Source organism: Klebsiella sp. 10-1, assembly GCF_009758445.1.
Taxonomy (GTDB): domain Bacteria; phylum Pseudomonadota; class Gammaproteobacteria; order Enterobacterales; family Enterobacteriaceae; genus Klebsiella; species Klebsiella scottii.
In genome coordinates, this window is record NZ_WQRE01000001.1 from 75,773 (window position 1) to 100,662 (window position 24,890).

24 protein-coding genes are annotated in these 24,890 nt (G+C 58.5%); 19 read left to right on the plus strand and 5 right to left on the minus strand.

Features of this window, described 5'->3' with window-relative positions; all coding sequences use genetic code 11:
- The first annotated feature begins 108 nt into the window (after positions 1-108).
- The 5 genes from GO007_RS00345 to GO007_RS00365 all read left to right on the plus strand — a co-directional run bounded on the left by GO007_RS00345 (position 109) and on the right by GO007_RS00365 (position 7,555).
- Positions 109-750 (plus strand): hydrolase, encoded by a 642-nt coding sequence (locus GO007_RS00345; protein ID WP_095094312.1) that lies wholly within the window; start codon positions 109-111, stop codon positions 748-750.
- 211 nt (positions 751-961) lie between these two features.
- Positions 962-1,507 carry an antibiotic biosynthesis monooxygenase gene (locus tag GO007_RS00350; RefSeq protein WP_095094314.1) on the plus strand — a complete coding sequence of 182 codons (546 nt, stop codon included), beginning with the start codon at positions 962-964 and terminating at the stop codon, positions 1,505-1,507.
- Positions 1,508-1,531: 24 nt separating this feature from the next.
- On the plus strand, positions 1,532-3,400 hold the full coding sequence (locus tag GO007_RS00355) for an amidohydrolase (RefSeq protein WP_095094321.1): 1,869 nt from the start codon (positions 1,532-1,534) through the stop codon (positions 3,398-3,400).
- 133 nt (positions 3,401-3,533) lie between these two features.
- Positions 3,534-6,161 carry a DUF2339 domain-containing protein gene (locus GO007_RS00360; protein ID WP_095094323.1) on the plus strand — a complete coding sequence of 876 codons (2,628 nt, stop codon included), beginning with the start codon at positions 3,534-3,536 and terminating at the stop codon, positions 6,159-6,161.
- The gene (locus GO007_RS00365; protein ID WP_095094325.1) at positions 6,158-7,555 is read left to right on the plus strand and encodes a DUF3999 domain-containing protein; all 1,398 of its coding nucleotides are present in this window, start codon (positions 6,158-6,160) and stop codon (positions 7,553-7,555) included. Before GO007_RS00360 ends, GO007_RS00365 begins: the two co-directional genes overlap by 4 nt.
- A 50-nt stretch (positions 7,556-7,605) precedes the next feature.
- Here GO007_RS00365 and GO007_RS00370 read toward each other — a convergent pair whose 3' ends face one another.
- The gene (locus GO007_RS00370; RefSeq protein WP_004858569.1) at positions 7,606-8,208 is read right to left on the minus strand and encodes a peroxiredoxin; all 603 of its coding nucleotides are present in this window, start codon (positions 8,206-8,208) and stop codon (positions 7,606-7,608) included.
- Between the two features lie 169 nt (positions 8,209-8,377).
- Positions 8,378-8,959, minus strand: a complete 582-nt coding sequence (gene acpH / locus GO007_RS00375; protein ID WP_095094327.1) for an ACP phosphodiesterase — start codon at positions 8,957-8,959, stop codon at positions 8,378-8,380.
- Between the two features lie 404 nt (positions 8,960-9,363).
- On the opposite strand from acpH, the gene queA reads away from it, so the two are divergent.
- The 8 genes from queA to GO007_RS00415 all read left to right on the plus strand — a co-directional run bounded on the left by queA (position 9,364) and on the right by GO007_RS00415 (position 17,702).
- Positions 9,364-10,428 (plus strand): tRNA preQ1(34) S-adenosylmethionine ribosyltransferase-isomerase QueA, encoded by a 1,065-nt coding sequence (queA, locus tag GO007_RS00380; RefSeq protein ID WP_095094329.1) that lies wholly within the window; start codon positions 9,364-9,366, stop codon positions 10,426-10,428.
- A 195-nt stretch (positions 10,429-10,623) separates the two neighbouring features.
- On the plus strand, positions 10,624-11,751 hold the full coding sequence (tgt, locus tag GO007_RS00385) for a tRNA guanosine(34) transglycosylase Tgt (protein WP_095094333.1): 1,128 nt from the start codon (positions 10,624-10,626) through the stop codon (positions 11,749-11,751).
- A gap of 22 nt (positions 11,752-11,773) precedes the next feature.
- Positions 11,774-12,106, plus strand: coding sequence for a preprotein translocase subunit YajC (gene yajC / locus GO007_RS00390; RefSeq protein WP_095094335.1), 333 nt, complete (start codon positions 11,774-11,776; stop codon positions 12,104-12,106).
- A gap of 25 nt (positions 12,107-12,131) precedes the next feature.
- Entirely contained in the window at positions 12,132-13,979 is a 1,848-nt protein-coding gene (gene secD, locus GO007_RS00395; RefSeq protein WP_095094337.1) for a protein translocase subunit SecD, read from the plus strand.
- 10 nt (positions 13,980-13,989) lie between these two features.
- Entirely contained in the window at positions 13,990-14,961 is a 972-nt protein-coding gene (secF, locus tag GO007_RS00400) for a protein translocase subunit SecF (protein ID WP_095094339.1), read from the plus strand.
- A 115-nt stretch (positions 14,962-15,076) separates the two neighbouring features.
- Positions 15,077-16,468 (plus strand): M24 family metallopeptidase, encoded by a 1,392-nt coding sequence (locus GO007_RS00405; protein ID WP_095094341.1) that lies wholly within the window; start codon positions 15,077-15,079, stop codon positions 16,466-16,468.
- A gap of 111 nt (positions 16,469-16,579) precedes the next feature.
- Positions 16,580-16,957, plus strand: coding sequence for a VOC family protein (locus GO007_RS00410; RefSeq protein WP_095094343.1), 378 nt, complete (start codon positions 16,580-16,582; stop codon positions 16,955-16,957).
- 49 nt (positions 16,958-17,006) lie between these two features.
- Entirely contained in the window at positions 17,007-17,702 is a 696-nt protein-coding gene (locus GO007_RS00415) for a helix-turn-helix transcriptional regulator (RefSeq protein WP_095094345.1), read from the plus strand.
- A 51-nt stretch (positions 17,703-17,753) separates the two neighbouring features.
- Here GO007_RS00415 and GO007_RS00420 read toward each other — a convergent pair whose 3' ends face one another.
- Both GO007_RS00420 and GO007_RS00425 read right to left on the minus strand, forming a co-directional pair.
- Positions 17,754-18,638, minus strand: coding sequence for a nucleoside-specific channel-forming protein Tsx (locus GO007_RS00420; protein WP_095094347.1), 885 nt, complete (start codon positions 18,636-18,638; stop codon positions 17,754-17,756).
- 292 nt (positions 18,639-18,930) lie between these two features.
- Entirely contained in the window at positions 18,931-19,473 is a 543-nt protein-coding gene (locus tag GO007_RS00425; RefSeq protein ID WP_095094349.1) for a SadB/YajI family lipoprotein, read from the minus strand.
- A gap of 148 nt (positions 19,474-19,621) precedes the next feature.
- On the opposite strand from GO007_RS00425, the gene nrdR reads away from it, so the two are divergent.
- The 6 genes from nrdR to pgpA all read left to right on the plus strand — a co-directional run bounded on the left by nrdR (position 19,622) and on the right by pgpA (position 23,835).
- On the plus strand, positions 19,622-20,071 hold the full coding sequence (nrdR, locus tag GO007_RS00430; RefSeq protein ID WP_004858609.1) for a transcriptional regulator NrdR: 450 nt from the start codon (positions 19,622-19,624) through the stop codon (positions 20,069-20,071).
- A gap of 3 nt (positions 20,072-20,074) precedes the next feature.
- Entirely contained in the window at positions 20,075-21,178 is a 1,104-nt protein-coding gene (ribD, locus tag GO007_RS00435; RefSeq protein ID WP_095094351.1) for a bifunctional diaminohydroxyphosphoribosylaminopyrimidine deaminase/5-amino-6-(5-phosphoribosylamino)uracil reductase RibD, read from the plus strand.
- A gap of 197 nt (positions 21,179-21,375) precedes the next feature.
- Complete coding sequence (gene ribH, locus GO007_RS00440) at positions 21,376-21,846, plus strand: 6,7-dimethyl-8-ribityllumazine synthase (RefSeq protein ID WP_095094353.1); 471 nt, start codon at positions 21,376-21,378, stop codon at positions 21,844-21,846.
- Positions 21,847-21,868: 22 nt separating this feature from the next.
- Complete coding sequence (nusB, locus tag GO007_RS00445; protein ID WP_041144291.1) at positions 21,869-22,288, plus strand: transcription antitermination factor NusB; 420 nt, start codon at positions 21,869-21,871, stop codon at positions 22,286-22,288.
- 76 nt (positions 22,289-22,364) lie between these two features.
- The gene (gene thiL, locus GO007_RS00450; protein WP_095094355.1) at positions 22,365-23,342 is read left to right on the plus strand and encodes a thiamine-phosphate kinase; all 978 of its coding nucleotides are present in this window, start codon (positions 22,365-22,367) and stop codon (positions 23,340-23,342) included.
- Positions 23,323-23,835, plus strand: a complete 513-nt coding sequence (gene pgpA / locus GO007_RS00455; protein ID WP_189339831.1) for a phosphatidylglycerophosphatase A — start codon at positions 23,323-23,325, stop codon at positions 23,833-23,835. Before thiL ends, pgpA begins: the two co-directional genes overlap by 20 nt.
- A gap of 57 nt (positions 23,836-23,892) precedes the next feature.
- Here the strand turns inward: pgpA and GO007_RS00460 are convergent, their stop codons facing one another.
- On the minus strand, positions 23,893-24,867 hold the full coding sequence (locus GO007_RS00460) for an aldo/keto reductase (RefSeq protein WP_095094359.1): 975 nt from the start codon (positions 24,865-24,867) through the stop codon (positions 23,893-23,895).
- Positions 24,868-24,890: the final 23 nt, after the last annotated feature.

The window sequence follows — 24,890 nt, forward strand, 5'->3', positions numbered from 1 at the left end:
AACTCGTTAGAAATTACTGACTATACTCACCATGCTTTATCCGTCACGATCCAGACCCACAGCAGCGTTTATCGTCTCTTTTTAACTCATTGATTAAGAAGGTATGTTATGTCTATTCGGGAACTGATCGATCCAACTAACTCAACTCTTATCTTTATTGACCACCAGCCCCAGATGTCTTTTGGTGTCGCCAATATTGATCGCCAGACGCTTAAAAATAATACCGTTGCGCTAGCTAAAGCGGGCAAGATTTTTAATGTTCCGGTGATTTATACCTCCGTGGAAACAAAAAGCTTTAGCGGCTATATCTGGCCGGAATTGCTGGCCGTGCATCCGCAGGTTAAACCGATAGAACGTACCTCAATGAACTCATGGGAAGATGCGGGTTTTGTTAAGGCGGTACAGGCCGCCGGGCGTAAGAAACTGATTATCTCCGCGCTGTGGACCGAAGTCTGCCTGACTTTCCCGGCGCTGATGGCGCTGGAAGAGGGATATGAAGTGTACGTTGTGACCGACGCTTCCGGCGGAACCTCCGTCGATGCGCATGAACGCTCGATTGACCGGATGGTGCAGGCCGGCGCGGTGCCGGTGACCTGGCAGCAGGTGCTGCTTGAGTACCAGCGCGACTGGTCGCGCAAAGAGACCTACGATGCGGTCATGGATCTGGTTCGCGAACATAGCGGCGCGTACGGCATGGGGGTGGATTACGCGTACACCATGGTGCACGGCGCGCCGGAGCGCCAGGCCTAAATACACTTCATCCTTCAAGCTGCCTCTTTGTTGGCTTCGTTTGCCCGCCTCGATGCAGCATGAATGATTTTGTGTATTGTCATCGTCCTTCAAGCTGCCTCTTTGCTGGCTTCGTTTGCCCGCCCCGGCGCAGCTTGAATGATTTTGTGTATTGTCATTTATGGCTGCTGGCGGGGAAATCCCGTCACTCACCTGCAGCAAGGAACTCCCAATGGCGCAACAGAAATCGGTAACGCTGGTCATCAGTCATATGCTCGATCCTGAACACGGTAAGCGCTATGAAGAGTGGCTCGGAAAAATTATGCCCGTGGCGGCGGAGTTTCCCGGGCACCTTGGCGCTAACGTCATCCGCCCGGGCGCCGGGCAGAATCTATGGAGCGTGATTATTCGCTTCGACACCATTGAGCATCTCTATGCCTGGACGCAGTCAGAAACGCGCCGCGAGCTGGTTGCTGAAATCGCGCCCCTGCTCAATGAAGGCGATCGTACGGAAGTCCGTACCGAACCGGCGTTCTGGTTTACCCCTCCGGCGGTCAACGTGCGCCAGCCGCTGCGCTGGAAGCAGTTCCTGATGACCTTGCTGGTTATCTTCCCCAGCACCAACCTGGTGCCCTGGCTGACCGGCATGCTGCTGCCCTCAATGCGGGGAAGCCTGCTGCTGCATTTGATAAATGATGCCTGCGTGGTCGCGCTGGTGGTCTGGTTCTGGATGCCCATCGTGACCGGCCTGTTTGCTGGCTGGTTAAAGAAAAACTGAGTCAGCCTCCTTAAGGAGAGCGTTATGTCACAAACTGCCACACTGATCCTGACTCATGGTCGGATCCACACCCTCGATCGCAGCAACCCGCTGGCCGACGCGGTAGCGATCGCCGACGGTAAGATCCTCGCGGCCGGTAGCCACGATCGGATCATGAGTTTTGCCGCCGAAGGCACGCAGATCATCGATCTGCAGGGCCATACGGCGATCCCCGGCCTGAATGATTCCCACCTGCACCTGATCCGCGGGGGGCTGAACTACAACCTTGAGCTGCGCTGGGAAGGCGTTCCGTCGCTGGCGGACGCGCTGCGGATGCTTAAAGATCAGGCCGATCGCACGCCTGCGCCGCAGTGGGTGCGGGTGGTCGGCGGATGGAGCGAATTCCAGTTTGCCGAGCGGCGCATGCCGACGCTGGAAGAGCTAAACCAGGCGGCGCCGGATACGCCGGTATTCGTGCTGCATCTCTACGATCGCGCGCTGCTTAACCGCGCGGCGCTGAAGGCCGTCGGCTATAGCAAAGAGACGCCGGATCCGGCGGGCGGCGAAATTGTTCGGGATGGCAACGGCAACCCGACCGGGATGCTGATAGCGAAACCTAATGCCATGATCCTCTACGCGACGCTGGCGAAGGGGCCGAAGCTGCCGCTGGAGCTGCAGGTGAACTCGACGCGCCAGTTTATGCGCGAACTGAATCGTCTCGGGTTGACCAGCGCGATTGACGCCGGCGGCGGCTTCCAGAACTACCCGGAAGATTATGAAATTATTGAGCAGCTGCACGCTAACCGGCAGATGACCGTGCGCATTGCCTATAACCTGTTTACCCAGCGTCCGAAGCAGGAGCTGGATGATTTCGAACGCTGGACCGATATGCTGAAGCCGGGGCAGGGGACCGACTTTTTTCGCGCCAACGGCGCCGGCGAGATGCTGGTTTTTTCGGCGGCGGATTTTGAGGATTTCCTGCAGCCGCGTCCGGATCTGCCGGCCGGAATGGAGGATGAACTGGAGCGGGTGGTCCACCACCTGGTTGAACACCGCTGGCCGTTCCGCCTGCACGCCACCTATGACGAATCGATCGGCCGGATGCTGGACGTCTTTGAAAAGGTGAACCGCGAAATCCCGTTTAACGGTCTGCACTGGTTCTTTGACCATGCGGAAACCATCACCGAGCGCAATATTGAGCGGGTGAAGGCGCTGGGCGGCGGGATTGCGGTGCAGCACCGGATGGCCTTCCAGGGCGAATATTTTGTCGACCGCTACGGTATCGATGCGGTGAAACACACGCCGCCGGTGGCGAAAATGCTGGAAATGGAGGTGCCGGTTGGTCTCGGCACCGACGCCACCCGCGTGGCGAGCTACAACCCGTGGACCGCGCTCTACTGGCTGGTTTCCGGGCGTACCGTCGGCGGTATGACGATGTACGACGAGAGCAACCGCCTGCCGCGCGACGTGGCGCTGGAGCTGTGGACGGCAGGCAGCGCCTGGTTCTCCAGCGAGCAGGGTAAAAAAGGGCGTATTGAGCAGGATCAGCTTGCCGATCTGGTGGTGCTGTCGAAGGACTATTTCAGCGTGCCGGAAGAGGAGATAAAAGGCATAGAATCGGTGCTGACGGTGGTTGATGGCAAAGTGGTTTATGCCGCCGGACACTTCTCGCCGCTGGCGCCGCCGCCCATCCCGGTGCTGCCGGAGTGGTCTCCGGTGGTCAAGGTTCCGGGGCACTACCGCTCGGCGCCGCCCGCTGCGGCAAAAATCGGGGCCATCGCGCAGATGCACCAGTGCTGCGGCAGCTGCGGCGTCCACGGGCACCAGCATGATATCGCGCGCAGGTCGGCGATTCCGGTTGCCGATGAGCAGGCGTTCTGGGGCGTGCTAGGCTGTTCCTGCTTCGCGTTTTAACGTTTAAGCGCAGCCCTTACCCGCGAGTAAGGGCTCGCTGTTTTCTGAAATGTCGCTCACTTTCGCTACAGGGCAGCACAAATGCAATAATTTGTGTCAATCTACCCGCTTCTGAATCAGTGAAGGTGAAAACATGGATGAGCTGCTGATCCTTGGCTGTATTGCTCTGTTCTTCGCGCTGGTGGTGGTTCCCGTTCTGGCCATTGTCGCATTTAATCGCAGTTCGGCGGTCCGCTCCGAACTGGAAACCTTGCGTCGTCGGATCGCGGAGCTTGAGCTGCGCGGTGGCGCAGAAACGCCCGTGGCGCCGGCCGTTGCGCGTCCCACGATGCCTGCGGTTTCTCATGCTCCAGCGGAGCCGGTAAGGGGGACGGTACCTCAACCCGTCAATCCGCAGCGTCCGCCGCCAAAAGCGCAGACGGCAGAGAAGAGCGTCTCTTCACCGAAAAGCGCGCGACCTTCCGCATTGGGGGGGATGGTTTCGTCGCTGGTATGCTGGTTTATGCAGGGTAACCCGCTGGCGAAACTCGGGATCCTGCTGCTGTTTTTCGGCCTCTCTTTCCTGCTGCGCTATACCGTTGAACACTCACTTTTCCCGCTGGAGCTGCGCCTGGTGGCCGCGGCGCTGTTTGCGATCGTTCTGCTGGCGGTGGGCTGGCGGCTACGGCATAAGCAGCCGGTCTATGCGTTAATACTGCAGGGCGGGGCGACGGGGGCGCTCTATCTCACCGTGTTTGGCGCGTTCCGCTTGTGGCAAATGCTGCCGATGACCCTGGCGTTTGCTCTGCTGGTGGTGATTTGTGCGGCCAGCGTTGGGCTGGCTATCCTGCAAAAAGCGCTCAGCCTGGCGATGCTGGCGAGCCTCGGCGGCTATCTGGCGCCGCTGCTGCTCTCAACCGGCGGCGGCAGCCACGTGGCGCTGTTTTCGTTCTACCTTTTGCTGTCGGTGGGCATTCTCACCATCAGCATCTGGCAACAGTGGCGCGAGCTGAATCTGCTCGGCCTGCTGTTTACCTTTGGCGTCGGGGGATTCTGGGGGCTGGACGGCTATCGCCCGGAGTATTACCTCAGCTGCCAGCTGTTCCTGATTGCCAATATCCTCATTTTTGGCGTGCTGAGCGTGGCGCTGTCGCTGCGGGCGCAGGGCAAAGGCCAGCAGATTATTGACGGCGTGCTGCTGTTTGCGCCGCCGCTAATCGGCTTTGGCATGCAGTACGCCATGACCCAACATATGGCGTACGGCCCGGCGCTCAGCGCGCTGGGCTACGGGGGAGCCTATCTGGCGCTCGCCTGGCTTGTGCTTCGCCGCTATCCCGCTTTCGGCAGGCCGCTGGTGCTGGCCGCCCTGGCGCTGGGGGGCGCGTTTACCACTCTCGCCATTCCGCTGGCGCTTTCAGCGCGCTGGACGGCGATGGCCTGGTCGCTGGAAGGGCTCGGCATCCTCTGGCTGGGCGTGCAGCAGCGGCAGCAGCGGATGAGCTACAGCGGCACCGGGCTGCTGGTTCTGGCGGTGTGCAGCGCGCTGTGGGCGCTGGTCAATGGCACAACGGCGCTCTCTTTGCTGCCGATCTTCACGGTGCTCAGCCTCAGCTGGCTGGCCGCGGCCTGGCTGTGGCGCGGTATTAAACGGCAGGTAAGCTGGGCGCTGCTGGCGGGCGGACTGCTGTTGTGGATAGCCGCGCTCGTTGCCGTATCGCAGCTGGGGCTGAAGAAGGATTCGCTGGTTGTCTTTGGCGTACTGGCGCTGCTGGCGGCATCGGCGTGGGGCTGGCGCACGTTCGCCGCGCGTCTGCGGTGGCGAGAGCTGGATATCAGCAAATGGCTGCTCTGGCCAATGATGCTGGTGGTGCTGATTTATCAAATATCTCAGCAGCAAATCGCGGCGGCCGGCTGGCCAAATCTGGCCTGGTGCCTTGCGCTACCCGCAGCGGTAGCTCTGCTCTGGCGTGACGGAAATTCATTGCCGCCGCGCGTATCCATGCTGGTTCATCTGTCGTTGTTCTGGATGATTTTGCTGGCGCTGGCGTGCGAACTGTTTTGGTTTACGCAGGATCTGCCCTGGGGAATGGCGGCCTGGGCCAGCGGTTTGCTGATGGCGGCCGGCGGTTTGCTTATCTTCCTCGTTGCCGAGGCCACCCGTCGCCAAATCTGGCCGTTCCGGGTCTGGCCTGCGCTGTACAGCTCTCTGGCGACGATCCCGGTGGCGGCGACTCTGGCGTATCTGCTGGCGCTGACCAATTTCCAGGACGGCGTGGTCTATCGTCAGACCTATCTGCCGCTGATGAATCCGCTGGAAGAGGGGGCCGCCTTTGCGCTGCTGGGGCTGGTGATTTTTTATCGCGTTTCGCTGCGCTATTTCCCCGAGACGCTGTCGCGGTGCCGCTCCTGGCCGGTGATTGCCCTGGCGGCGCTTAGCTTCTGGTGGCTGAACGGCGCGCTGCTGCGTGCGCTAGCCTGGTACGGCGAGGTGGCCTGGAACCTGGAGTCGCTATGGCATTCACGACTGATTCAGACCTGCTTTGCCCTGTTCTGGATGCTGGCAGCGCTGGTGGCGATGCTGAACGCGACCCGACGCCTTTCTCGCCGCGAATGGCTCTGCGGGGCGGCGCTGTTAGGGATTGTCATTGTCAAACTGATGCTGGTGGATAGCGCGCGCGGCGGCGGGCTGGCGCGCGCGGTCGCCTTTATTGGCGTCGCTATTCTGGTATTAATCATCGGCTATTTCTCACCGTTACCGCCGAAAGCTGGAGCAGAAAAATGAAATGGATAAAAGCGGTGTTATGCAGCGTCCTGCTGGGTGCGACAGGAGCGGCACTGAGCAGCGAGAGCGAGCGGGAAGCGCCTGTGGACTACGCGACGGGGATCATGCTGGAAACTCCGGGCACATCGCCCTGGTATCGCATTAAGCTTCCTCAGGCCGTCTACCAGAGTACGGCCTGGCCAGATTTACGCGATGTGCGGGTATTCAATCATCAGGGCGATACGGTACCGTTCGCCCTCGAAGCGCAGAAAGCTCAGCCCGCGATGCCACAGACCATGACGCTTCGACTTTTCCCTCTGGATGTTTCGCCGGTTACGCCAAAGGATGAGGGGCGTCGCGGCGTAAAATCGTGGGTCTTACGTTCAACGGCGGGCGTTGAGATCCAGCTGGAAAGCGACGATATCAACGCCGTCGGGCAGAGCTATTTGCTGACCTTGCCGGAAACCAGCACCGACGCCTTCTCGCTGGCCCAGCTGCGCCTGAACTGGCACATTCCTGAGGGGAGCTGGCAGGGGAAAGCCTCCGTTTACGCCAGCCGTGATTTAACCTCCTGGAGCACGGTACAGGAAAATGCTCCGCTGATGGACCTGAAGCGTGATAACGATCGGCTGAAGCTGGACGCTATTAGCGCCAGGCTGACGCTCTCCGCGCAGGGTAATCGCTATCTGCTGGTGATTCTGGACTCGCAAAGCCCGGCGCTGGCGCTGGAGAGCGTCAGCGCGGTCGCCGGGAGCGCTGAGCCGGAGCCTGAACGCATCGTGCTTGACGCGCGTGCGGACAAGCTCTCGGATCGGCAAGCCGTCTGGCGCTGGAGCCAGCCGCAGCCGCTGAGCTCGCTGAGGATCGATCTGCCAGGCGAAGGGGTGTTGCCGGTAGAACTGGCGTGGCGCAGCGGCGACAAGGAGCCGTGGCGGCCGCTGACGCAAACCGTGCTTTACCATCTCGACGGGAAACGCTCGGAAGATATTCACCTTGCCGGGCAGCTGGTTGAAGCGGTTCGCATGACCACAATTAACGCCAGGCTGCCTGAGACGCTGCCAGCCCTGAGCGGCGCGCGCGATAGCTATCAGCTGGTGTTTAACACCCAGGGAAAAGGCCCCTATATGCTGGCCTGGGGAAACCGGGCGGCGGCAAGGGCCGATATCGGGCTGGATATGCTGATCCCGGCGTCGCTGCGTAAAACTCAGCAGGTGAATTACCTGCCGTGGGCCATTATTACGCAGGAGAGCGTCACCCTGGGCGGAGAGGCGCGGCTGAGCGCAACTTCGGCTGCCGATCGGCAAGGCTACTGGAAAATAGTGCTGGTATGGGGGGCGCTGATCCTCGGCGTGGCCGTTCTGCTCATGATGGCATGGCGGATCTGGCGCGAGGTGAAAAAGGGCGGCGCGGCGTGAAGCAACAAAAAAGGCTCGCGGGTGCGAGCCTTTTTATGAACGGCAGCCGATTACAGGCTGGAAACGTTCTCGGTCAGGTATTTAGCCACGCCTTCCGGAGAAGCGGCCATCCCTTCTTTACCTTTTTCCCACTGTGCCGGGCACACTTCGCCGTGCTCTTCGTGGAACTGCAGCGCGTCAACCATACGCAGCATTTCGTCGATGTTACGTCCCAGCGGCAGGTCGTTCACAACCTGGTGGCGAACAACGCCGTTAGCGTCGATCAGGAAGGAGCCGCGCAGCGCAACGCCTTCGTCCGGATGTTCGATACCGTAGGCTTTCTGGATTTCACGCTTGATGTCAGCAACCATCGCGTATTTAACCGGACCGATGCCGCCCTGGTCTACCGGGGTGTTACGCCATGCGTTGTGGACGAATTCGGAGTCGAAGGAAACGCCAACAACTTCTACGCCACGCTTCTGGAATTCTTCATAACGTTTGTCAAAAGCAATCAGCTCAGACGGGCAAACGAAGGTGAAGTCCATCGGCCAGAAGAACAGTACGGTTGCTTTACCGTTGGTGTGCTGTTTGAAGTTGAATTTCTCAACGATTTCGCCGTTACCTAAAACTGCTGCCGCGGTAAAATCCGGAGCCTGACGAGTTACCAGAACCATATGATTCTCCTGTTAATACTAAGGTTAATTGAAACGCAACGCGGGCAAGTATAGGGGCAGGGACTGACGAACTCAACGTGAGGCTGACAATCGATGAGATAGGTTTTGCCTATCAATTTATGTCGAGATGTGACCTTCAGAATAGTCTTTTTGTCAGCAAACGCAACCACTAGAGTTCGCGATTTTTAGCCTGCGCCATCATGCGCGGGTAAAAAAGCCAGAACTGCTGCTCCAGTTTGTCATAGTGGGTATCAAGGTCCTGCCACGAGTCGCGCAGGGCGTCGAGGCGCGGGCGACGGCTGGCCATTCCGTTGAGGACGCGCTGGATAAACTCCATATCCTCATAGCGCTCGAGCCAGCGCTCGGACCACATGTATGCATTGAGATTGACGAAGCGCGGCGGCGAATCCGGCAAAATGGTTGCCACCTGGGCGCGGGCATAGCGGACGAACTCGCTGAGCGGCATATCGGGGGAGATGCGGTCCCAGTGGTGCGAGAGGAAGTGATCCCACATGACGTCGAGCGTAATCGGCGCCACGCGCCGGGTCTGCGGACGAAACCACTCCCGGGCGGCCTTAACTTCCGCCAGATTATCGGTCATGACGTCGATTCGCCGATGCATAAAGATGCCGTCCACGATCTCGCTCGGATAGTCCGACTGCGGATTACCGCGGACGAAATCCGCCAGCAGGTTGCCCGGCAGCGAGCTGTCGGCAAGGTGGGCTAAGTGCAGGTGTGCGAGAAAATTCATAATACTCGTTATACTTCAAGTTGCATGTGCGTTGGCTTCCTTACTCGGCCCATCCGTGGGTCTCGCCCTTCCAGGGCCGCTGCAAGCAGCGTTCAAATCTGCTCCCGGCAGATTTGTCGTTCTTCCCGGTCACCTGGTTGACTAAGTGATCGGGATGTCCCTCACCGGAGGCCTGCCTTCGGCAGGTCAAATTCGTTCCTGACGAATTTGTCTCTCAGTTGCCGCGTTACCCGGCCTACGGCCTCGCCCCTACGGGGCCAGCGCAAGCGCTGTTCAAGGCACAAGCGCCTTGTCCTGCGACCCGAATTATTTAGAGTATTATAACTGTGCTGCGGGGTAAAGGTTGCAGGGAGAACGCCCCCGCACTAGACTACCCGCCTCTTTATTTAGTCTGAGTCACCGTCATGCGCGTTACCGATTTTTCCTTTGAACTTCCTGAATCCCTGATTGCCCACTACCCGCAGCCCGAGCGCAGTAGCTGCCGCTTGCTGTCGTTAGACGGGCCGACGGGCGCGCTGACGCACGGCACTTTCACCGATCTGCTCGATAAGCTCAATCCCGGCGATCTGCTGGTCTTTAACAATACCCGGGTGATCCCGGCGCGTCTGTTCGGGCGTAAAGCCAGCGGCGGTAAGATTGAAGTGCTGGTCGAGCGCATGCTTGATGACAAACGTATTCTGGCGCACATCCGCGCCTCAAAAGCGCCGAAGCCGGGCGCCGAGCTGCTGCTGGGCGATGATGAAAGCATCCAGGCCACGATGGTGGCGCGCCACGACGCGCTGTTTGAAGTGGAGTTTAACGACCCACGTCCGGTGCTGGATATTCTCAACAGCATCGGCCATATGCCGCTACCGCCCTATATCGACCGCCCGGATGAAGACGCCGACCGCGAGCTGTATCAGACCGTTTATAGCGCCAGGCCGGGCGCGGTAGCCGCGCCGACCGCGGGCCTGCACTTTGACGAGCCGCTGCTGGAGAAGCTGCGCGAGAAGGGCATTGAAATGGCGTTCGTGACGCTGCACGTTGGCGCGGGGACGTTCCAGCCGGTGCGCGTGGACAGCATTGAAGATCACATCATGCACGCCGAATACGCCGAAGTCCCGCAGGATGTGGTTGATGCGGTGCTGGCCGCCAAAGCGCGCGGCAGCCGCGTTATCGCCGTGGGAACGACCTCGGTACGTTCGCTGGAGAGCGCGGCCCAGGCGGCAAAAAACGATCTGATCGAACCCTTCTTCGGCGACACGAAGATTTTTATCTATCCGGGATATCAGTACAAAGCGGTAGATGCGCTGGTCACTAATTTCCATCTGCCTGAATCCACTCTGATTATGCTGGTTTCGGCGTTTGCCGGCTATCAGCACACCATGAACGCCTATAAGGCTGCGGTAGAACAAAAATATCGCTTTTTTAGCTACGGGGACGCGATGTTTATCACGTACAATCCGCGGGCTATTTTTGAGCGTCCGTAAAAAGGCTATCTCACTTGCCATTTTGACGCCGGGCAGTGCTCGCCATCCTCACGTACTGCGTGTACGCTCCGGTGGCTGCGCGCTGGCCGACCGCAAACTGGCTGCGGCGATAACGCCTCCAGGTATTTTTAGCTATGGAACCATTCCGTAGCGAGTTGTTTAACGTCAGACTGTTTTTCTGACGCAGGAGTGATAATGAAATTTGAACTGGATACCACCGACGGTCGCGCCCGCCGCGGTCGCCTGGTGTTTGAGCGCGGCGTGGTTGAAACGCCTGCATTTATGCCCGTCGGGACCTACGGTACCGTTAAAGGGATGACGCCGGAAGAAGTTGAAGCCACCGGCGCGCAGATCATTCTGGGCAACACGTTCCACCTGTGGCTGCGTCCTGGTCAGGAGATCATGAAGCTGCACGGCGACCTGCACGACTTTATGCAGTGGAAAGGGCCGATTCTCACCGATTCCGGCGGCTTTCAGGTCTTCAGCCTCGGCGATATCCGCAAGATAACCGAGCAGGGCGTGCATTTCCGCAACCCGATCAACGGCGATCCTATCTTCCTCGATCCGGAAAAATCGATGGAGATTCAGTTCGATCTCGGTTCCGATATCGTGATGATCTTCGACGAATGTACGCCGTATCCGGCGGAGTGGGATTACGCCAAACGCTCGATGGAAATGTCTCTGCGCTGGGCGCAGCGCAGCCGCGACCGCTTTGACGGCCTGGGCAACAAAAACGCGCTCTTCGGTATCATTCAGGGCAGCGTTTACGAAGATTTACGTGATATCTCCGTTAAAGGTCTGGTAGATATCGGCTTTGATGGCTACGCTGTCGGCGGTTTGGCTGTCGGCGAGCCGAAGGAAGACATGCACCGTATCCTCGAGCACGTCTGCCCGCAGATCCCGGCCGACAAGCCGCGATATCTGATGGGCGTTGGCAAGCCGGAAGATCTGGTTGAAGGGGTACGTCGCGGTATCGATATGTTCGACTGCGTTATGCCTACGCGTAACGCGCGTAACGGTCACCTTTTCGTCACCGATGGCGTCGTAAAAATCCGTAATGCGAAACATAAAAGCGATACGGCGACGCTGGATGCCGAGTGTGATTGCTATACATGTCGCAATTATTCACGCGCTTACTTGCATCATCTCGATCGTTGCAACGAAATATTGGGCGCGCGCCTCAACACCATTCATAACCTGCGTTACTATCAGCGCTTAATGGCTGGTTTACGCAAGGCTATTGAAGAGGGTAAATTAGAGAGCTTCGTGGCCGATTTTTACCAACGTCAGGGACGAACCGTTCCTCCTTTGAACGTTGATTAATTTTAATAATGAGGGAATTTCAATGAGCTTTTTCATTTCTGATGCGGCAGCAGCAACCGGTGGCGCAGCGCAGAGCAGCCCGATGTCTCTGATCCTGATGCTGGTGGTGTTTGGTCTGATTTTTTACTTCATGATCCTGCGCCCACAGCAGAAACGCACCAAAGAGCATAAAAATCTGATGAGCTCCATCGCCAAAGGTGATGAAGTGCTGACGAATGGTGGCCTGGTTGGTCGCGTCACTAAAGTTGCCGAAAGCGGATACATTGCTATCGCACTGAACGACACCACTGAAGTGGTTATCAAACGTGACTTCGTAGCCGCCGTTCTGCCGAAAGGCACCATGAAGGCGCTGTAATCCACTTTTCCCTAAGGGAACTGCCGTGTTAAACCGTTATCCTTTGTGGAAGTACATCATGCTGGTCGTCGTCATTATCGTCGGCCTGATGTATGCGCTCCCCAACCTGTATGGTGAGGATCCGGCCGTTCAAATCACTGGCGCGCGCGGTGTCGCCGCCAGTGAGCAAACGCTGATCCAGGTCCAGAAAACGTTACAAGAAGAAAAAATTACCGCTAAGTCTGTGGCACTGGAAGAGGGCGCAATTCTTGCGCGCTTCGACACCACCGATGTCCAGCTCCGCGCACGCGAAGTGCTGGTGGACGTGTTGGGTGATAAATACGTCGTGGCGCTGAACCTTGCTCCGGCAACCCCGCGCTGGTTAGCGGCTATCCATGCCGAGCCGATGAAGCTGGGTCTTGACCTGCGCGGCGGCGTCCACTTCCTGATGGAAGTGGATATGGACACTGCGCTGGGCAAGCTGCAGGAACAAAATATCGATAGCCTGCGCAGCGAGCTGCGTGATAAAGGCATTCCTTACTCCACCGTGCGTAAAGAAGACAATTTTGGTCTGAGCATCGCTTTCCGTGACGGTACCGCGCGCGATCAGGCCATCTCTTATCTTAGCCCTCGTCACCGCGACCTGGTTATCTCTACTCAGGGCAGCACCGGCCTGAAGGCGGTGATGACCGATGAGCGCCTGAAAGAAGCCCGCGAATACGCCGTGCAGCAGAACATCAACATTCTGCGTAACCGTGTAAACCAGCTGGGCGTTGCCGAGCCGCTGGTACAGCGTCAGGGCGCCGACCGTATCGTGGTTGAACTGCCGGGTATTCAGGACACCGCGCGCGCGAAAGAAATTCTTGGCGCCACCGCTACCCTGGAATTCCGTCTGGTCAACAGCAACGTTGACAGCGCCGCAGCCGCTTCCGGCCGCGTCCCTGGCGACTCTGAAGTGAAAGATACGCGTGAAGGTCGGCCGGTTGTGCTGTACAAGCGCGTGATTCTGACCGGTGACCATATCACCGACTCCACTTCCAGCATGGACGAGTTCAACCAGCCGCAGGTTAACATCTCGCTGGACAGCGCGGGTGGTAACATCATGTCTAACTTCACCAAGGACAACATCGGTAAACCGATGGCGACCCTGTTTGTGGAGTACAAAGACAGCGGTAAGAAAGATGCCAACGGTCGTGCCATTCTGGCGAAAGAGGAAGAGGTGATTAACATCGCCAACATCCAGTCTCGCCTGGGTAACAGCTTCCGTATTACCGGTATCAGCAACCCGAACGAAGCGCGTCAGCTCTCTCTGCTGCTGCGTGCGGGTGCGCTGATCGCGCCGATTCAGATCGTTGAAGAACGTACTATCGGCCCGACCTTGGGTATGCAGAACATTAAGCAGGGCCTGGAAGCGTGTCTGGCCGGTCTGGTGGTGTCTATCCTGTTCATGATTTTCTTCTATAAGAAATTCGGTCTGATCGCGACCTCCGCGCTGGTGGCTAACCTGGTGCTGATCGTCGGTATCATGTCCCTGCTGCCTGGGGCGACGCTGAGTATGCCGGGGATTGCGGGTATCGTGTTAACCCTTGCGGTGGCGGTCGATGCTAACGTACTGATCAACGAACGTATTAAAGAAGAGTTGAGCAACGGGCGTTCCGTTCAGCAGGCGATTGATGAAGGTTACCGGGGCGCATTCAGCTCGATCTTCGATGCGAACATTACGACGTTGATCAAAGTTATCATCCTGTACGCGGTCGGTACCGGTGCAATTAAAGGGTTTGCTATTACCACCGGTATCGGTGTGGCAACCTCGATGTTTACCGCTATCGTCGGCACCCGTGCCATCGTGAACCTGCTGTACGGCGGCAAGCGCGTTAAAAAGCTGTCTATCTGAGGAGTGCGTTGTGGCACAGGAATATACTGTTGAACAATTGAACCACGGCCGTAAAGTCTATGACTTTATGCGCTGGGACTACTGGGCTTTCGGCATTTCCGGTTTTCTGCTGATTGCTGCCATCGTGGTGATGGGCGTGCGCGGGTTTAACTGGGGTCTGGATTTCACCGGCGGTACGGTGATTGAAATAACCCTCGAAAAACCAGCCGAACTGGACCAGATGCGCGAAGCGCTGCAGAAGGCGGGCTTTGAAGAGCCGCAGCTGCAGAACTTCGGCAGCAGCCGCGACATCATGGTGCGTATGCCGCCGGTGCATGATACCAACGTCAGCCAGGAGCTGGGCAGCAAGGTCGTTAGCGTGATTAACGAATCGACCAGCCAGGACGCGACGGTTAAACGAATCGAGTTCGTGGGGCCGAGCGTCGGGGCTGACCTTGCACAAAGCGGCGCAATGGCGCTGCTGGCAGCGCTGATCTGTATCCTGGTGTACGTCGGTTTCCGTTTCGAGTGGCGTCTTGCCGCCGGGGTGGTTATCGCGCTGGCGCACGATGTGGTCATTACGATGGGCATCCTCTCGCTGTTCCATATCGAGATTGATCTGACCATCGTCGCCTCGCTGATGTCGGTTATCGGCTACTCGCTGAACGACAGCATCGTGGTATCCGACCGTATTCGTGAAAACTTCCGTAAGATCCGCCGCGGTACGCCGTACGAGATCTTCAACGTGTCGTTGACCCAGACGCTGCATCGTACGTTGATCACTTCCGGGACCACGTTGGTGGTGATCCTGATGCTGTACCTCTTTGGTGGTCCGGTTCTCGAAGGCTTCTCGCTGACGATGCTGATCGGTGTCTCCATCGGTACGGCCTCTTCTATCTACGTTGCGTCCGCGCTGGCGCTGAAGCTGGGCATGAAGCGCGAGCATATGCTGCAGCAGAAAGTCGAGAAGGAAGGGGCGGATCAGCCGTCAATTCTGCCGTAAGGCAGTCCCGTTCTGATAACGCAATCCCGGTCGCAAGGCCGGGATTTTTTTATTACAGCTTCGCCAATTTTGGTTACTCTCCATTATCCGCATTTTATGACATGGAGTAACGCCAATGGCCGTCGTAACCCTCTCCGCAGTCCCCCAACCGACCCTCTGGCACGACGTGCCCAGCGTGACGCTCAGCGATGAAACCTTACGCCTGCGCAAAGCAAAGGTGCTGACGCAGATGCGCCAGTGCGGATTTGATTCGCTGATTGTGTATGCCGACAAAGAGCACGGCGGCAACTTTGAATATCTCACCGGGTTTATTCCGCGTTTTGAAGAGGCGCTGCTGGTGCTGCACGGCGATGGCGAAGCGGTGCTGGTGCTGGGCAATGAAAACCTCAAGCTGGCGGCCAGCGCTCGCCTGGCGAATCGGGCGCTCCATGCGCCGTGGTTCTCGCTGCCGAATCAGCCGATGACCGGCGATAAAACGCTGCCGCAGCTGCTGCAGGAGGCCGCAGTGGGGGCCGGGAAAAGCATCGGTCTTGCGGGCTGGAAGCTGTTTACCGGCAGCGCTGACGACACGGCGCAGATGTTCGATATCCCGGCCTTTATCGTCGATGCGATTCGCCTTGCCGCCGGGCCGCAGACGACATTACGCAACGCTACGGGGATATTTATCGCCCCGGACGGCGGAGCACGAACGGTCAACTGCGCCAATGAGCTGGCGCACTACGAATATGGCGCTAACCTGGCGTCGACGGCGATCCTCACGGCGTTGAATGCCATCGAGCCGGGAAAAACGGAAAAACAGATCGGCGCGCTGCTGGCGGCGGAAGGCCAGCCCAACAACGTGGTGATGATTGCCGCCACCGGCGATCGCTTCACTTACGCTAATCTTTATCCCGGCGATAAAGTCATTCAGCGCGGGGATAAATTCTCGCTAACCACCAGCTTTAAAGGGGGGCTGAGCAGCCGTGCGGCGTACGTGGTGCGCGACGACGCCGAGCTGGCGCCGGAGGTGGCGGATTATCTGCAGGTGGTGGCGAAACCCTATTTTTGCGCGGTGGTCAGCTGGCTGGAGAATCTGCATATCGGCATGCGCGGCGGCGACATGTACGATCTTATCGAGCGGGTCCTGCCGAAGACGGAGTACCGTTGGCATCTTAATCCGGGGCATCTGGTGGCCGATGAAGAGTGGCTCTGTTCGCCCATCGGGCCGAACTCCGACGCCTGCTTGCAGAGCGGTATGATCCTGCAAATCGACATTATTCCTTCGCGAGCGGGCTACGCCGGCGCCAGCATTGAAGACACCGTGGCGCTGGCGGACGAGTCTCTGCGCCACGAGCTGGCGCAGGCGTATCCGGATCTCTGGCAGCGTATCGTCACCCGACGCCGCTATATTCGGGAACGGCTGGGGATTGCGCTACCGGAGGCGGTGCTGCCGTTTTCGAACACCGTGGGCTATCTCCGCCCCTGGCTGCTTGATAAGCAGCGGGCCCTGGTTTGCACGGCGGGTTAACCGCCGGCGGCAAACCGCGTGGCGGCAGGGACGCCGATCGCTACTGACAGTACGCTGTCAGTAGCCCTGCCATACACTCCTCCTGAACCCAAACAATGGACAGGAGGATGTATGAACAACGTAATTAACTGGTTTGAAATTCCGGTCGCCGACATGGATCGCGCGGTGGCGTTTTACGAGCCGGTGCTGCAGGTGACGCTGCGTCGGGAAAATATGGATTGTGCCGAAATGGCCGTGTTCCCGTACCAGGAACCGGCTCCCGGCGGTGCGCTGGCAAAGTTTGACGGGGTTAAACCTGCTGCTCAGGGATGTATTATCTATCTGCATACCGACAATCTGTCCGCGACGCTCGACCGCGTAAGCTCTGCCGGCGGCAGCTGCGTCTTTGGCCCGCTTGAGCTGTCGAACGATATTGGCGCCATCGCGCTGTTTATTGACAGCGAAGGTAATCGGATTGGCCTGCATCAGCCGAAGAACCTGTCCCAGTGATGCTCAGTGAGGCCTGCGGGACAGGCCCTAAACAATAAGAGAAAAGAGAATGAGCCGACGCGCCGACCGCCTTTTTCAAATCGTTCAGATCCTGCGGGGAAGAAGATTAACCACCGCCGGACTGCTGGCGGAGCGGCTCGGCGTATCGGAGCGCACCATCTACCGGGATATCCGCGACCTGTCGCTCTCCGGCGTGCCGGTGGAGGGCGAGGCCGGAAGCGGATATCGCCTGCTGGCAGGCTACAGCTTACCGCCTCTGATGCTGACGACCCAGGAGTCGGAAGCGCTGGTGGCCGCGATTCGGCTGCTGCAAACCTGGGGAGGCGAATCGCTGTCCCAGGCGCTGGAGTCGGCTCGGGAAAAGGTGCTCGCGATTTTACCTGAAGAGAGTCGGCGTAAGGCCGAGCAATCGCGGCTGTTTGCGCCGGATTTTGGCGCCCAGGGCCACAGCAAGGCGCAGTTTGATCTGGTGCATCGGGCGGTTTCCGGCCAGCGGGTGCTGGCGCTGCACTACCGCGATGAAGCGGGAAAGGCGTCGCAGCGCGAAGTGCTGCCGCTGGGGCTCTTTTTCTGGGGCGAACGCTGGCTGCTGGTGAGCTGGTGCGAGCTCCGCGACGATTACCGCTGCTTTCGTCTCGATCGCTGCCTGGACGTGGCTGCCACCGGGCGCCTTTTCAGCGAGCGGGCCGACCGTTCATTGAGTGATTTTCTGCGTAAGGTGAGGTGCGAGGAGCGTGAGCCATAATGCGGGTCAATCGATATCCCCGGCGCAGAGGCCGGGGACCATCAGGCAGGATTAGAAGTTGTAACCCACCACGAAGTAACCACCCCAGCCGGTAGAGCGAACGTTGAAGTCGCCGTCACCGAAGTTCAGATTCGCGTCATTCGCCCACTGACCGCCGTTATGGAAGTAACGAGCCACTACCGAGTAGTGCCAGTGCGCGTAGTTCAGCGCCAGGATGTGGCTGGAAGCGATGGAGTTGCTGGTGCGCGCGTGTTTGCCGTTCTGGTCGTAGAAGCTGTCATCGCCCAGATCGGAGCCCCAGTCAAAGTTGGTGAAGCCGATGTAGCTCAGCGAGCCGCCCCACAGGTCGGTCAGCGGAACAAAGTATTTCACCTTGAAGCGGTAGCCATCCCACTCGTTTTCGTTGGATGCGCCGTAGTTCTGCCACTGATATTTTGCATAGACGTTCAGGGACAGGCTCATCGGCAGACCGGTATCGATGTCGGTACCCAGACCCATATACCAGGTGCTCTGACGACCGGACGCGTTGCGGCCCATATCGTAGATGTAGTTGTTGGCGAAATACCACTCTTTGAACGGACCGAAGCTCAGGTCGGTATTGGTCAGCTTGTCGATAGAGAAACGCGGCTCAATTTCCATAAACAGTGGGGAACCGTGGTTCCAGATACCCTTGGCCGTGGTGTTACCGCCGAAGAATACCGGTGCATCCATGTAACCGTAGAAATCAAACCAGTCTTTCTTGGCAAACGCTTCGTATTCGAGATAGGTATCGTTGCGGATTTGTGGCCCAAAACGGGTGTGGTAGCTACCCACCACGTTTACACTCTGGTGCCACCAATCAGACAGGTACTGCGGTTTGTCGTTTTCTGCCGCGCCGGCAGTGAAAGATGCGGAGAGCGCCACGACGGCGCTTGCTGCCAGTAATGTTTTTTTCATATGGATGCCACTGTTTAAATTAAGCCAAAAGGCGTGAAGAAAGTTGCCGAAGCGTTTCTAAATATTTCGTATTTCTGTGGCGTCTATTATAGAAATCATTGCTCACAAAAATACGTGTTGTTTCACAGATCGAAAGCATACGTAATCGATTGCGTTCACGATTCTAAGCATTTCTTGACAGAATGCCACTGAAATTCATCACGGAGGTCAATTTTTACTGAACTGTTGTGAAAAGTTGTAAATGGATTTTCCGCGAGGGAAGCCGGGTGTCACAAACACCCGGCGGGGGAGTTTACTGCGCGTCTGCGGGCTGAATATCGTGGATGCGTACGAAGCCTAACTGTTCCGGAGTGATGCCGCTGAGGCGCAGCGGAATATCGACGTCGCTCGGCGCCAGGATGCTGGCTGGCGCGCTAATCAGCTGGTCGTGAACGTTGACCTCCCGGTAGCTCTCGGTAGTGCCGCTGATCTGCCCGTTGGCGACGGTTGCGCTAAACGCCGGCAGCGGATCGTTTGATTCGCCCTGGATACGCAGCGTCAGGCGGGTGCCGTCGCCGTCGGGGGCAATATCACGCAGCGACATCCGCAGGGTGCCTATCTGGCTGTTCAGCCGCGCGGGAGTTTTCGCCCCGGGCAGCAGATAAACGCCGCTGCTGGACTTCGCATTCAGGGCGTTTTGCTGGGTAATTTTCACCGTTTGCTGATTGAGCTGGGTCATCTCCTTGCTCAACGCGCTCACGCTCTGATTCATCTGGCGGACTTCGCTTTGCTGGGCGCAGGCGCTGAGCGTAAAAAGGCTACCCACAATCGCCAGCTTCAAATAACGTCTTGTCATGGTCGGGATTCCGTTAACAGAGGGATGATTAATGGTAGATCGTTTGCATAAGCGCACTATAGATCCTTTGTCTCAAAAGCTCTTTCTTTGTAGTCGGGTCACTTCGCGGTAAACTACCTGTCAGTTTAACTTGATGCCAGGACGCGCTATGCATTGCCCTTTCTGTTTCGCCGTAGATACTAAAGTGATCGACTCTCGCCTAGTGGGGGAGGGCTCTTCTGTGCGTCGTCGTCGGCAGTGCCTGGTCTGCAATGAACGCTTTACCACCTTCGAAGTGGCCGAGCTGGTGATGCCGCGAGTGGTAAAAAGCAATGACGTTCGTGAACCCTTCAACGAAGATAAGCTGCGCAGCGGGATGCTCAAAGCGTTAGAAAAGCGCCCGGTCAGCGCCGACGATGTAGAAATGGCGCTCAACCACATCAAAACGCATCTGCGCGGCACCGGTGAACGCGAAGTCCCCAGCAAAATGATCGGTAACCTGGTGATGGAACAGCTGAAGAAGCTCGATAAAGTCGCCTACATCCGCTTTGCTTCCGTCTATCGCAGTTTTGAAGACATCAAAGAATTCGGCGAAGAGATCGCCCGCTTACAGGATTAAGCCATGCATGACGAAATATACATGGCACGCGCGCTCAGGCTCGCCGCGCGCGGTCGCTTCACGACCCACCCAAACCCGAACGTCGGCTGCGTCATTGTTAAAGACGGCGAAATTGTTGGCGAAGGTTTCCACTACCGCGCCGGCGAGCCGCATGCCGAAGTGCACGCGCTGCGCATGGCCGGCGAAAGGGCCAAAGGCGCCACAGCCTACGTCACGCTGGAGCCCTGCAGCCATCACGGACGCACGCCGCCGTGCTGCGATGCGCTGATTGCCGCAGGCGTTGTGCGGGTGGTGGCCGCGATGCAGGACCCCAATCCGCAGGTGGCCGGGCGCGGTCTGTATCGCCTGCAGCAGGAGGGCATCGACGTAAGCCACGGCCTGATGATTGGCGAGGCCGAAGCGTTAAATAAAGGCTTCCTGAAGCGGATGCGCACCGGCTTCCCCTATATTCAGCTAAAAATGGGCGCCTCGCTCGACGGCCGTACGGCAATGGCCAGCGGCGAAAGTCAGTGGATCACTTCGCCGCAGGCGCGACGCGACGTACAGCGCCTGCGCGCGCAAAGCCATGCGATCCTCACCAGCAGCGCCACCGTCCTCGCGGATGACCCGGCGCTTACCGTGCGCTGGCACGAGCTCGCTCCTGATATTCAGGCGCGCTATCCGCAGGAGAATCTGCGCCAGCCGCTGCGCATTGTCATCGATAGCCAAAACCGCGTTACGCCGCAGCACCGCATCGTACAGCAGGCGGGAGAAACGCTGTTTGCCCGCACCCGTCAGGACTCTCGCGAGTGGCCTGAGAACGTGCGTACTCTGCAGATCCCGGAGCATAAAGGCCATCTCGATCTGGTGGTGCTGATGATGCAGTTGGGCAAGCAGCAGGTTAACAGCATCTGGGTGGAGGCCGGTCCTGCTCTGGCCGGCGCGCTGCTGCAGGCGGGGCTGGTGGACGAGCTTATAGTCTACATTGCGCCTAAACTGTTAGGAAGCGATGCGCGCGGGCTCTGCGCGCTGCCGGGGCTTGAGAAACTGGCCGACGCGCCCCATTTCAAATTCAATGAGATACGTCATGTAGGCCCGGACGTTTGCCTGCACTTAGTGAGCGCATGATCTCCCTGCCCGACGGGGAAGCCGCGCCGATACGCCTGGTTATTCAGAATGCGACGAGACGGTAAGCGAGAGGCGAAGCCTGAAGAGCGGCCGGGTCAGCCGCAGCTAACGCCAGGGCAGTTTGCAGGATGAAGTGTATAAAATATTATGGTAGAATCCGCCCCCCTTGCGGGGCCAAATGAACCCGAAGGAAGAGTATGAACATTATTGAAGCTAACGTTGCTACCCCGGACGCTCGCGTCGCCATCACCATTGCGCGTTTCAACAACTTTATCAATGACAGCCTGCTGGAAGGTGCGATTGACGCCCTGAAGCGCATCGGTCAGGTAAAAGATGAAAATATTACCGTTGTTTGGGTTCCAGGCGCGTATGAGCTGCCGCTGGCGGCTGGCGCACTGGCAAAAACCGGTAAATATGACGCGATAATTGCGCTGGGTACGGTGATCCGTGGGGGTACTGCGCACTTTGAATATGTGGCTGGCGGAGCAAGCAATGGCCTGGCGCACGTCGCTCAGGAAAGCGAAATTCCGGTAGCCTTTGGTGTTCTGACCACCGAAAGCATTGAGCAAGCCATCGAACGCGCTGGCACCAAAGCCGGTAACAAAGGCGCAGAAGCTGCGCTGACCGCGCTGGAAATGATTAACGTATTGAGAGCCATCAAGGCCTGATTTTTTTTGTAAGGGGAATTCCGTGAAACCTGCTGCTCGTCGCCGCGCCCGTGAGTGTGCTGTCCAGGCGCTTTACTCCTGGCAGTTATCGAAAAACGACATCTCTGATGTTGAATACCAGTTCCTGGCGGAACAGGACGTTAAAGATGTCGACGTTCCGTATTTTCGCGAACTGCTGTCCGGAGTGGCGACTAACAGCGCATACCTCGACGGCCTGATGAAGCCGTACCTGTCCCGTCTGCTTGAAGAGCTGGGCCAGGTGGAAAAAGCGGTACTGCGTATCGCCTTGTTCGAGCTGTCAAAGCGTGACGACGTGCCGTACAAAGTCGCCATCAACGAAGCTATCGAGCTGGCGAAAACCTTCGGCGCCGAAGATAGCCATAAGTTTGTTAACGGCGTGCTGGACAAGGCAGCCCCGGCAATTCGTCCCAACAAAAAGTAAACTCCAGGCCGGGTCTCGCGGGATGTCATCCACGCAAGGCCCGGCCTTATTCTTTTCTTTTGCTGAGGCATAACGTATGGCATGCGGCGAATTTTCCCTGATTGCCCGTTATTTTGATCGCGTAAAAAGCATGCGTCTCGATGTGGAAACCGGCATTGGCGACGACTGCGCACTCCTGAATATTCCCGAGAAAAAAACGCTGGCAATCAGCACCGACACCCTGGTGGCGGGCAACCATTTCTTACCTGATATCGATCCTGCCGATCTGGCCTATAAAGCGCTGGCCGTCAATCTGAGCGACCTTGCGGCGATGGGCGCGGAACCGGCGTGGCTAACGCTGGCGCTGACGCTGCCGGAGGTGGACGAAGCGTGGCTGGAGTCCTTCAGCGATAGCCTGTTTATGCTGCTCAACTATTACGATATGCAGCTGATTGGCGGTGATACCACCCGCGGTCCGCTGTCGATGACGCTGGGAATCCACGGCTTTGTGCCGCCGGGACGCGCCCTGAAGCGCTCCGGGGCGAAGCCCGGCGACTGGATTTACGTTACCGGTACGCCCGGCGACAGCGCCGCCGGGCTGGCGATACTGCAGGAGCGGCTGGCGGTAGATGACGCCGCTGACGCCGACTATCTGCTGGCGCGCCATCTGCGCCCGATGCCGCGCGTGCTGCAGGGGCAGGCGCTGCGCGATCTGGCGAGCTCGGCTATCGATCTTTCCGACGGCCTGGTCTCCGATCTGGGCCATATCCTTAAAGCCAGCGGCTGCGGGGCGCGCATCGATCTTGACGCGATGCCGCTATCCGAGGCGATGCGGCGTCAGGTTGCGCCGGAGACGGCCCTGCGCTGGGCGCTTTCCGGCGGCGAAGATTATGAGCTGTGCTTTACCGTACCGGAGCTAAATCGCGGCGCGCTCGATGTGGCTATCGGCCAGCTCGGGGCGCGATTTACCTGCATCGGGCAGGTTTGCGCCGAGGCTGACGGCCTGCAGTTTCTGCAGGGGGGCAAGCCGGTGAAGCTTGATTTAAAGGGGTACGATCATTTTGGCGCGCAGTAAAGATATCGCAAAAAGTCGGCTAAACCTGCTTAACCCCTGGCATCTGCTGGCGACCGGCTTCGGCAGCGGGTTAAGCCCCATCGTCCCCGGGACTATGGGGTCGCTGGCGTCGATTCCGTTTTGGTACCTGATGACGTTTCTGCCCTGGCAGCTCTATTCGCTGGTGGTGATGATGAGCATCTGTATTGGGGTCTATATCTGCCACCGCACGGCCAAAGATATGGGCACCCACGATCACGGCAGCATCGTCTGGGATGAGTTTGTCGGAATGTGGATAACCCTGATGGCGCTGCCGACTCTCGACTGGCAGTGGGTTGCCGCCGGATTCGTCATTTTCCGCATTTTCGATATGTGGAAGCCGTGGCCGATTCGCTGGTTCGACCGTAATATTCACGGCGGAATGGGGATCATGGTCGATGATATCGTCGCCGGCGTGATTTCGGCGGGCGTGCTGTACGTCATAGGCCATCACTGGCCGATTGGCCTTATCTGACGCAGAGCCCCGGTAGCGCTTTGCTTGCCGGGGCTCTGGGTTAACGCCGCCGGCGGGCTATTTGAATCCGACAACCGGATGCGGCCTGTACGGTGCTTCCAGCTTTTCCACCTGCTCCGGCGTCAGGGTTAAATCAACCGCATTCAGCAGCTCGTCCAGCTGATCCTGACGCGAGGCGCCGATAATCGGCGCGGCCACGCCGGGTTTGCTCAGCAGCCACGCCAGCGCCACCTGCGCCCGCCCGACGCCCAGCTCCTCTGCAACTTCGGCGAGATTCGCCGCGATCAGCTCATCGTTGCTATCGGTGGCGCTGTACAGCGACTGGCCAAACTCGTCGGAAACCAGCCGCGCGGTGGTTTCCCCCCACGGGCGGGTCAGCCGGCCGCGCGCCAGCGGACTCCAGGGAATAACCGATACCCCTGCGCGGTTGCACAGCGGCAGCATCTCGTTCTCTTCTTCGCGGTAAATCAGGTTGTAATGATCCTGCATGGTGACGAAGCGCGCCCAGCCGTTACGCTCCTGCAGCTCCAGCGCCTGGGCAAACTGGCGGGCATGCATCGACGAGGCGCCGATATAGCGCGCTTTACCCGCCTTCACCACCTCGTTCAACGCCTCGAGGGTCTCCTCAATGGGCGTGGCGTAATCCCAGCGGTGGATTTGCAGCAGGTCAACATACTCCATGCCCAGGCGCCGCAGGCTGTCGTCGATAGAGCGGAGAATTTGCGCGCGGGAGAGGCCTTCCGGCAGGTCCCCCACCTGGTGGTAAACCTTGGTGGCGACCACGACTTCGTCGCGGCGGGCAAAGTCGCGCAGGGCGCGGCCTACGATCTCTTCGCTGCTGCCCTCGGAGTAGCTGTTGGCGGTATCAAAAAAGTTGATGCCGCCTTCCAGAGCGCGCTGGATCAGCGGGCGGCTGCTCTCTTCCGGTAGCGTCCAGGCGTGTTTGCCCCGATCCGGCTCGCCGAAGGTCATGCAGCCGAGGCAAAGTCGGGAAACCCGGAGGTCGGTCGCTTCTGGGGTGATGTATTGCATAGCTGCGCTCCTGCTCTTTGCTT

Bases quoted from the DNA above. Each gene is read 5' to 3' on its own strand.
- tgt (WP_095094333.1), top strand. From the start codon at position 10,624: ATGAAATTTGAACTGGATACCACCGACGGTCGCGCCCGCCGCGGTCGC.
- thiL (WP_095094355.1), top strand. From the start codon at position 22,365: ATGGCATGCGGCGAATTTTCCCTGATTGCCCGTTATTTTGATCGCGTA.
- queA (WP_095094329.1), top strand. From the start codon at position 9,364: ATGCGCGTTACCGATTTTTCCTTTGAACTTCCTGAATCCCTGATTGCC.
- GO007_RS00365 (WP_095094325.1), top strand. From the start codon at position 6,158: ATGAAATGGATAAAAGCGGTGTTATGCAGCGTCCTGCTGGGTGCGACA.
- ribH (WP_095094353.1), top strand. From the start codon at position 21,376: ATGAACATTATTGAAGCTAACGTTGCTACCCCGGACGCTCGCGTCGCC.
- GO007_RS00425 (WP_095094349.1), bottom strand. From the start codon at position 19,473: ATGACAAGACGTTATTTGAAGCTGGCGATTGTGGGTAGCCTTTTTACG.
- nrdR (WP_004858609.1), top strand. From the start codon at position 19,622: ATGCATTGCCCTTTCTGTTTCGCCGTAGATACTAAAGTGATCGACTCT.
- GO007_RS00370 (WP_004858569.1), bottom strand. From the start codon at position 8,208: ATGGTTCTGGTAACTCGTCAGGCTCCGGATTTTACCGCGGCAGCAGTT.
- GO007_RS00350 (WP_095094314.1), top strand. From the start codon at position 962: ATGGCGCAACAGAAATCGGTAACGCTGGTCATCAGTCATATGCTCGAT.
- yajC (WP_095094335.1), top strand. From the start codon at position 11,774: ATGAGCTTTTTCATTTCTGATGCGGCAGCAGCAACCGGTGGCGCAGCG.
- GO007_RS00460 (WP_095094359.1), bottom strand. From the start codon at position 24,867: ATGCAATACATCACCCCAGAAGCGACCGACCTCCGGGTTTCCCGACTT.
- GO007_RS00360 (WP_095094323.1), top strand. From the start codon at position 3,534: ATGGATGAGCTGCTGATCCTTGGCTGTATTGCTCTGTTCTTCGCGCTG.
- GO007_RS00420 (WP_095094347.1), bottom strand. From the start codon at position 18,638: ATGAAAAAAACATTACTGGCAGCAAGCGCCGTCGTGGCGCTCTCCGCA.
- GO007_RS00415 (WP_095094345.1), top strand. From the start codon at position 17,007: ATGAGCCGACGCGCCGACCGCCTTTTTCAAATCGTTCAGATCCTGCGG.
- acpH (WP_095094327.1), bottom strand. From the start codon at position 8,959: ATGAATTTTCTCGCACACCTGCACTTAGCCCACCTTGCCGACAGCTCG.
- GO007_RS00355 (WP_095094321.1), top strand. From the start codon at position 1,532: ATGTCACAAACTGCCACACTGATCCTGACTCATGGTCGGATCCACACC.
- GO007_RS00405 (WP_095094341.1), top strand. From the start codon at position 15,077: ATGGCCGTCGTAACCCTCTCCGCAGTCCCCCAACCGACCCTCTGGCAC.
- GO007_RS00345 (WP_095094312.1), top strand. From the start codon at position 109: ATGTCTATTCGGGAACTGATCGATCCAACTAACTCAACTCTTATCTTT.
- GO007_RS00410 (WP_095094343.1), top strand. From the start codon at position 16,580: ATGAACAACGTAATTAACTGGTTTGAAATTCCGGTCGCCGACATGGAT.
- ribD (WP_095094351.1), top strand. From the start codon at position 20,075: ATGCATGACGAAATATACATGGCACGCGCGCTCAGGCTCGCCGCGCGC.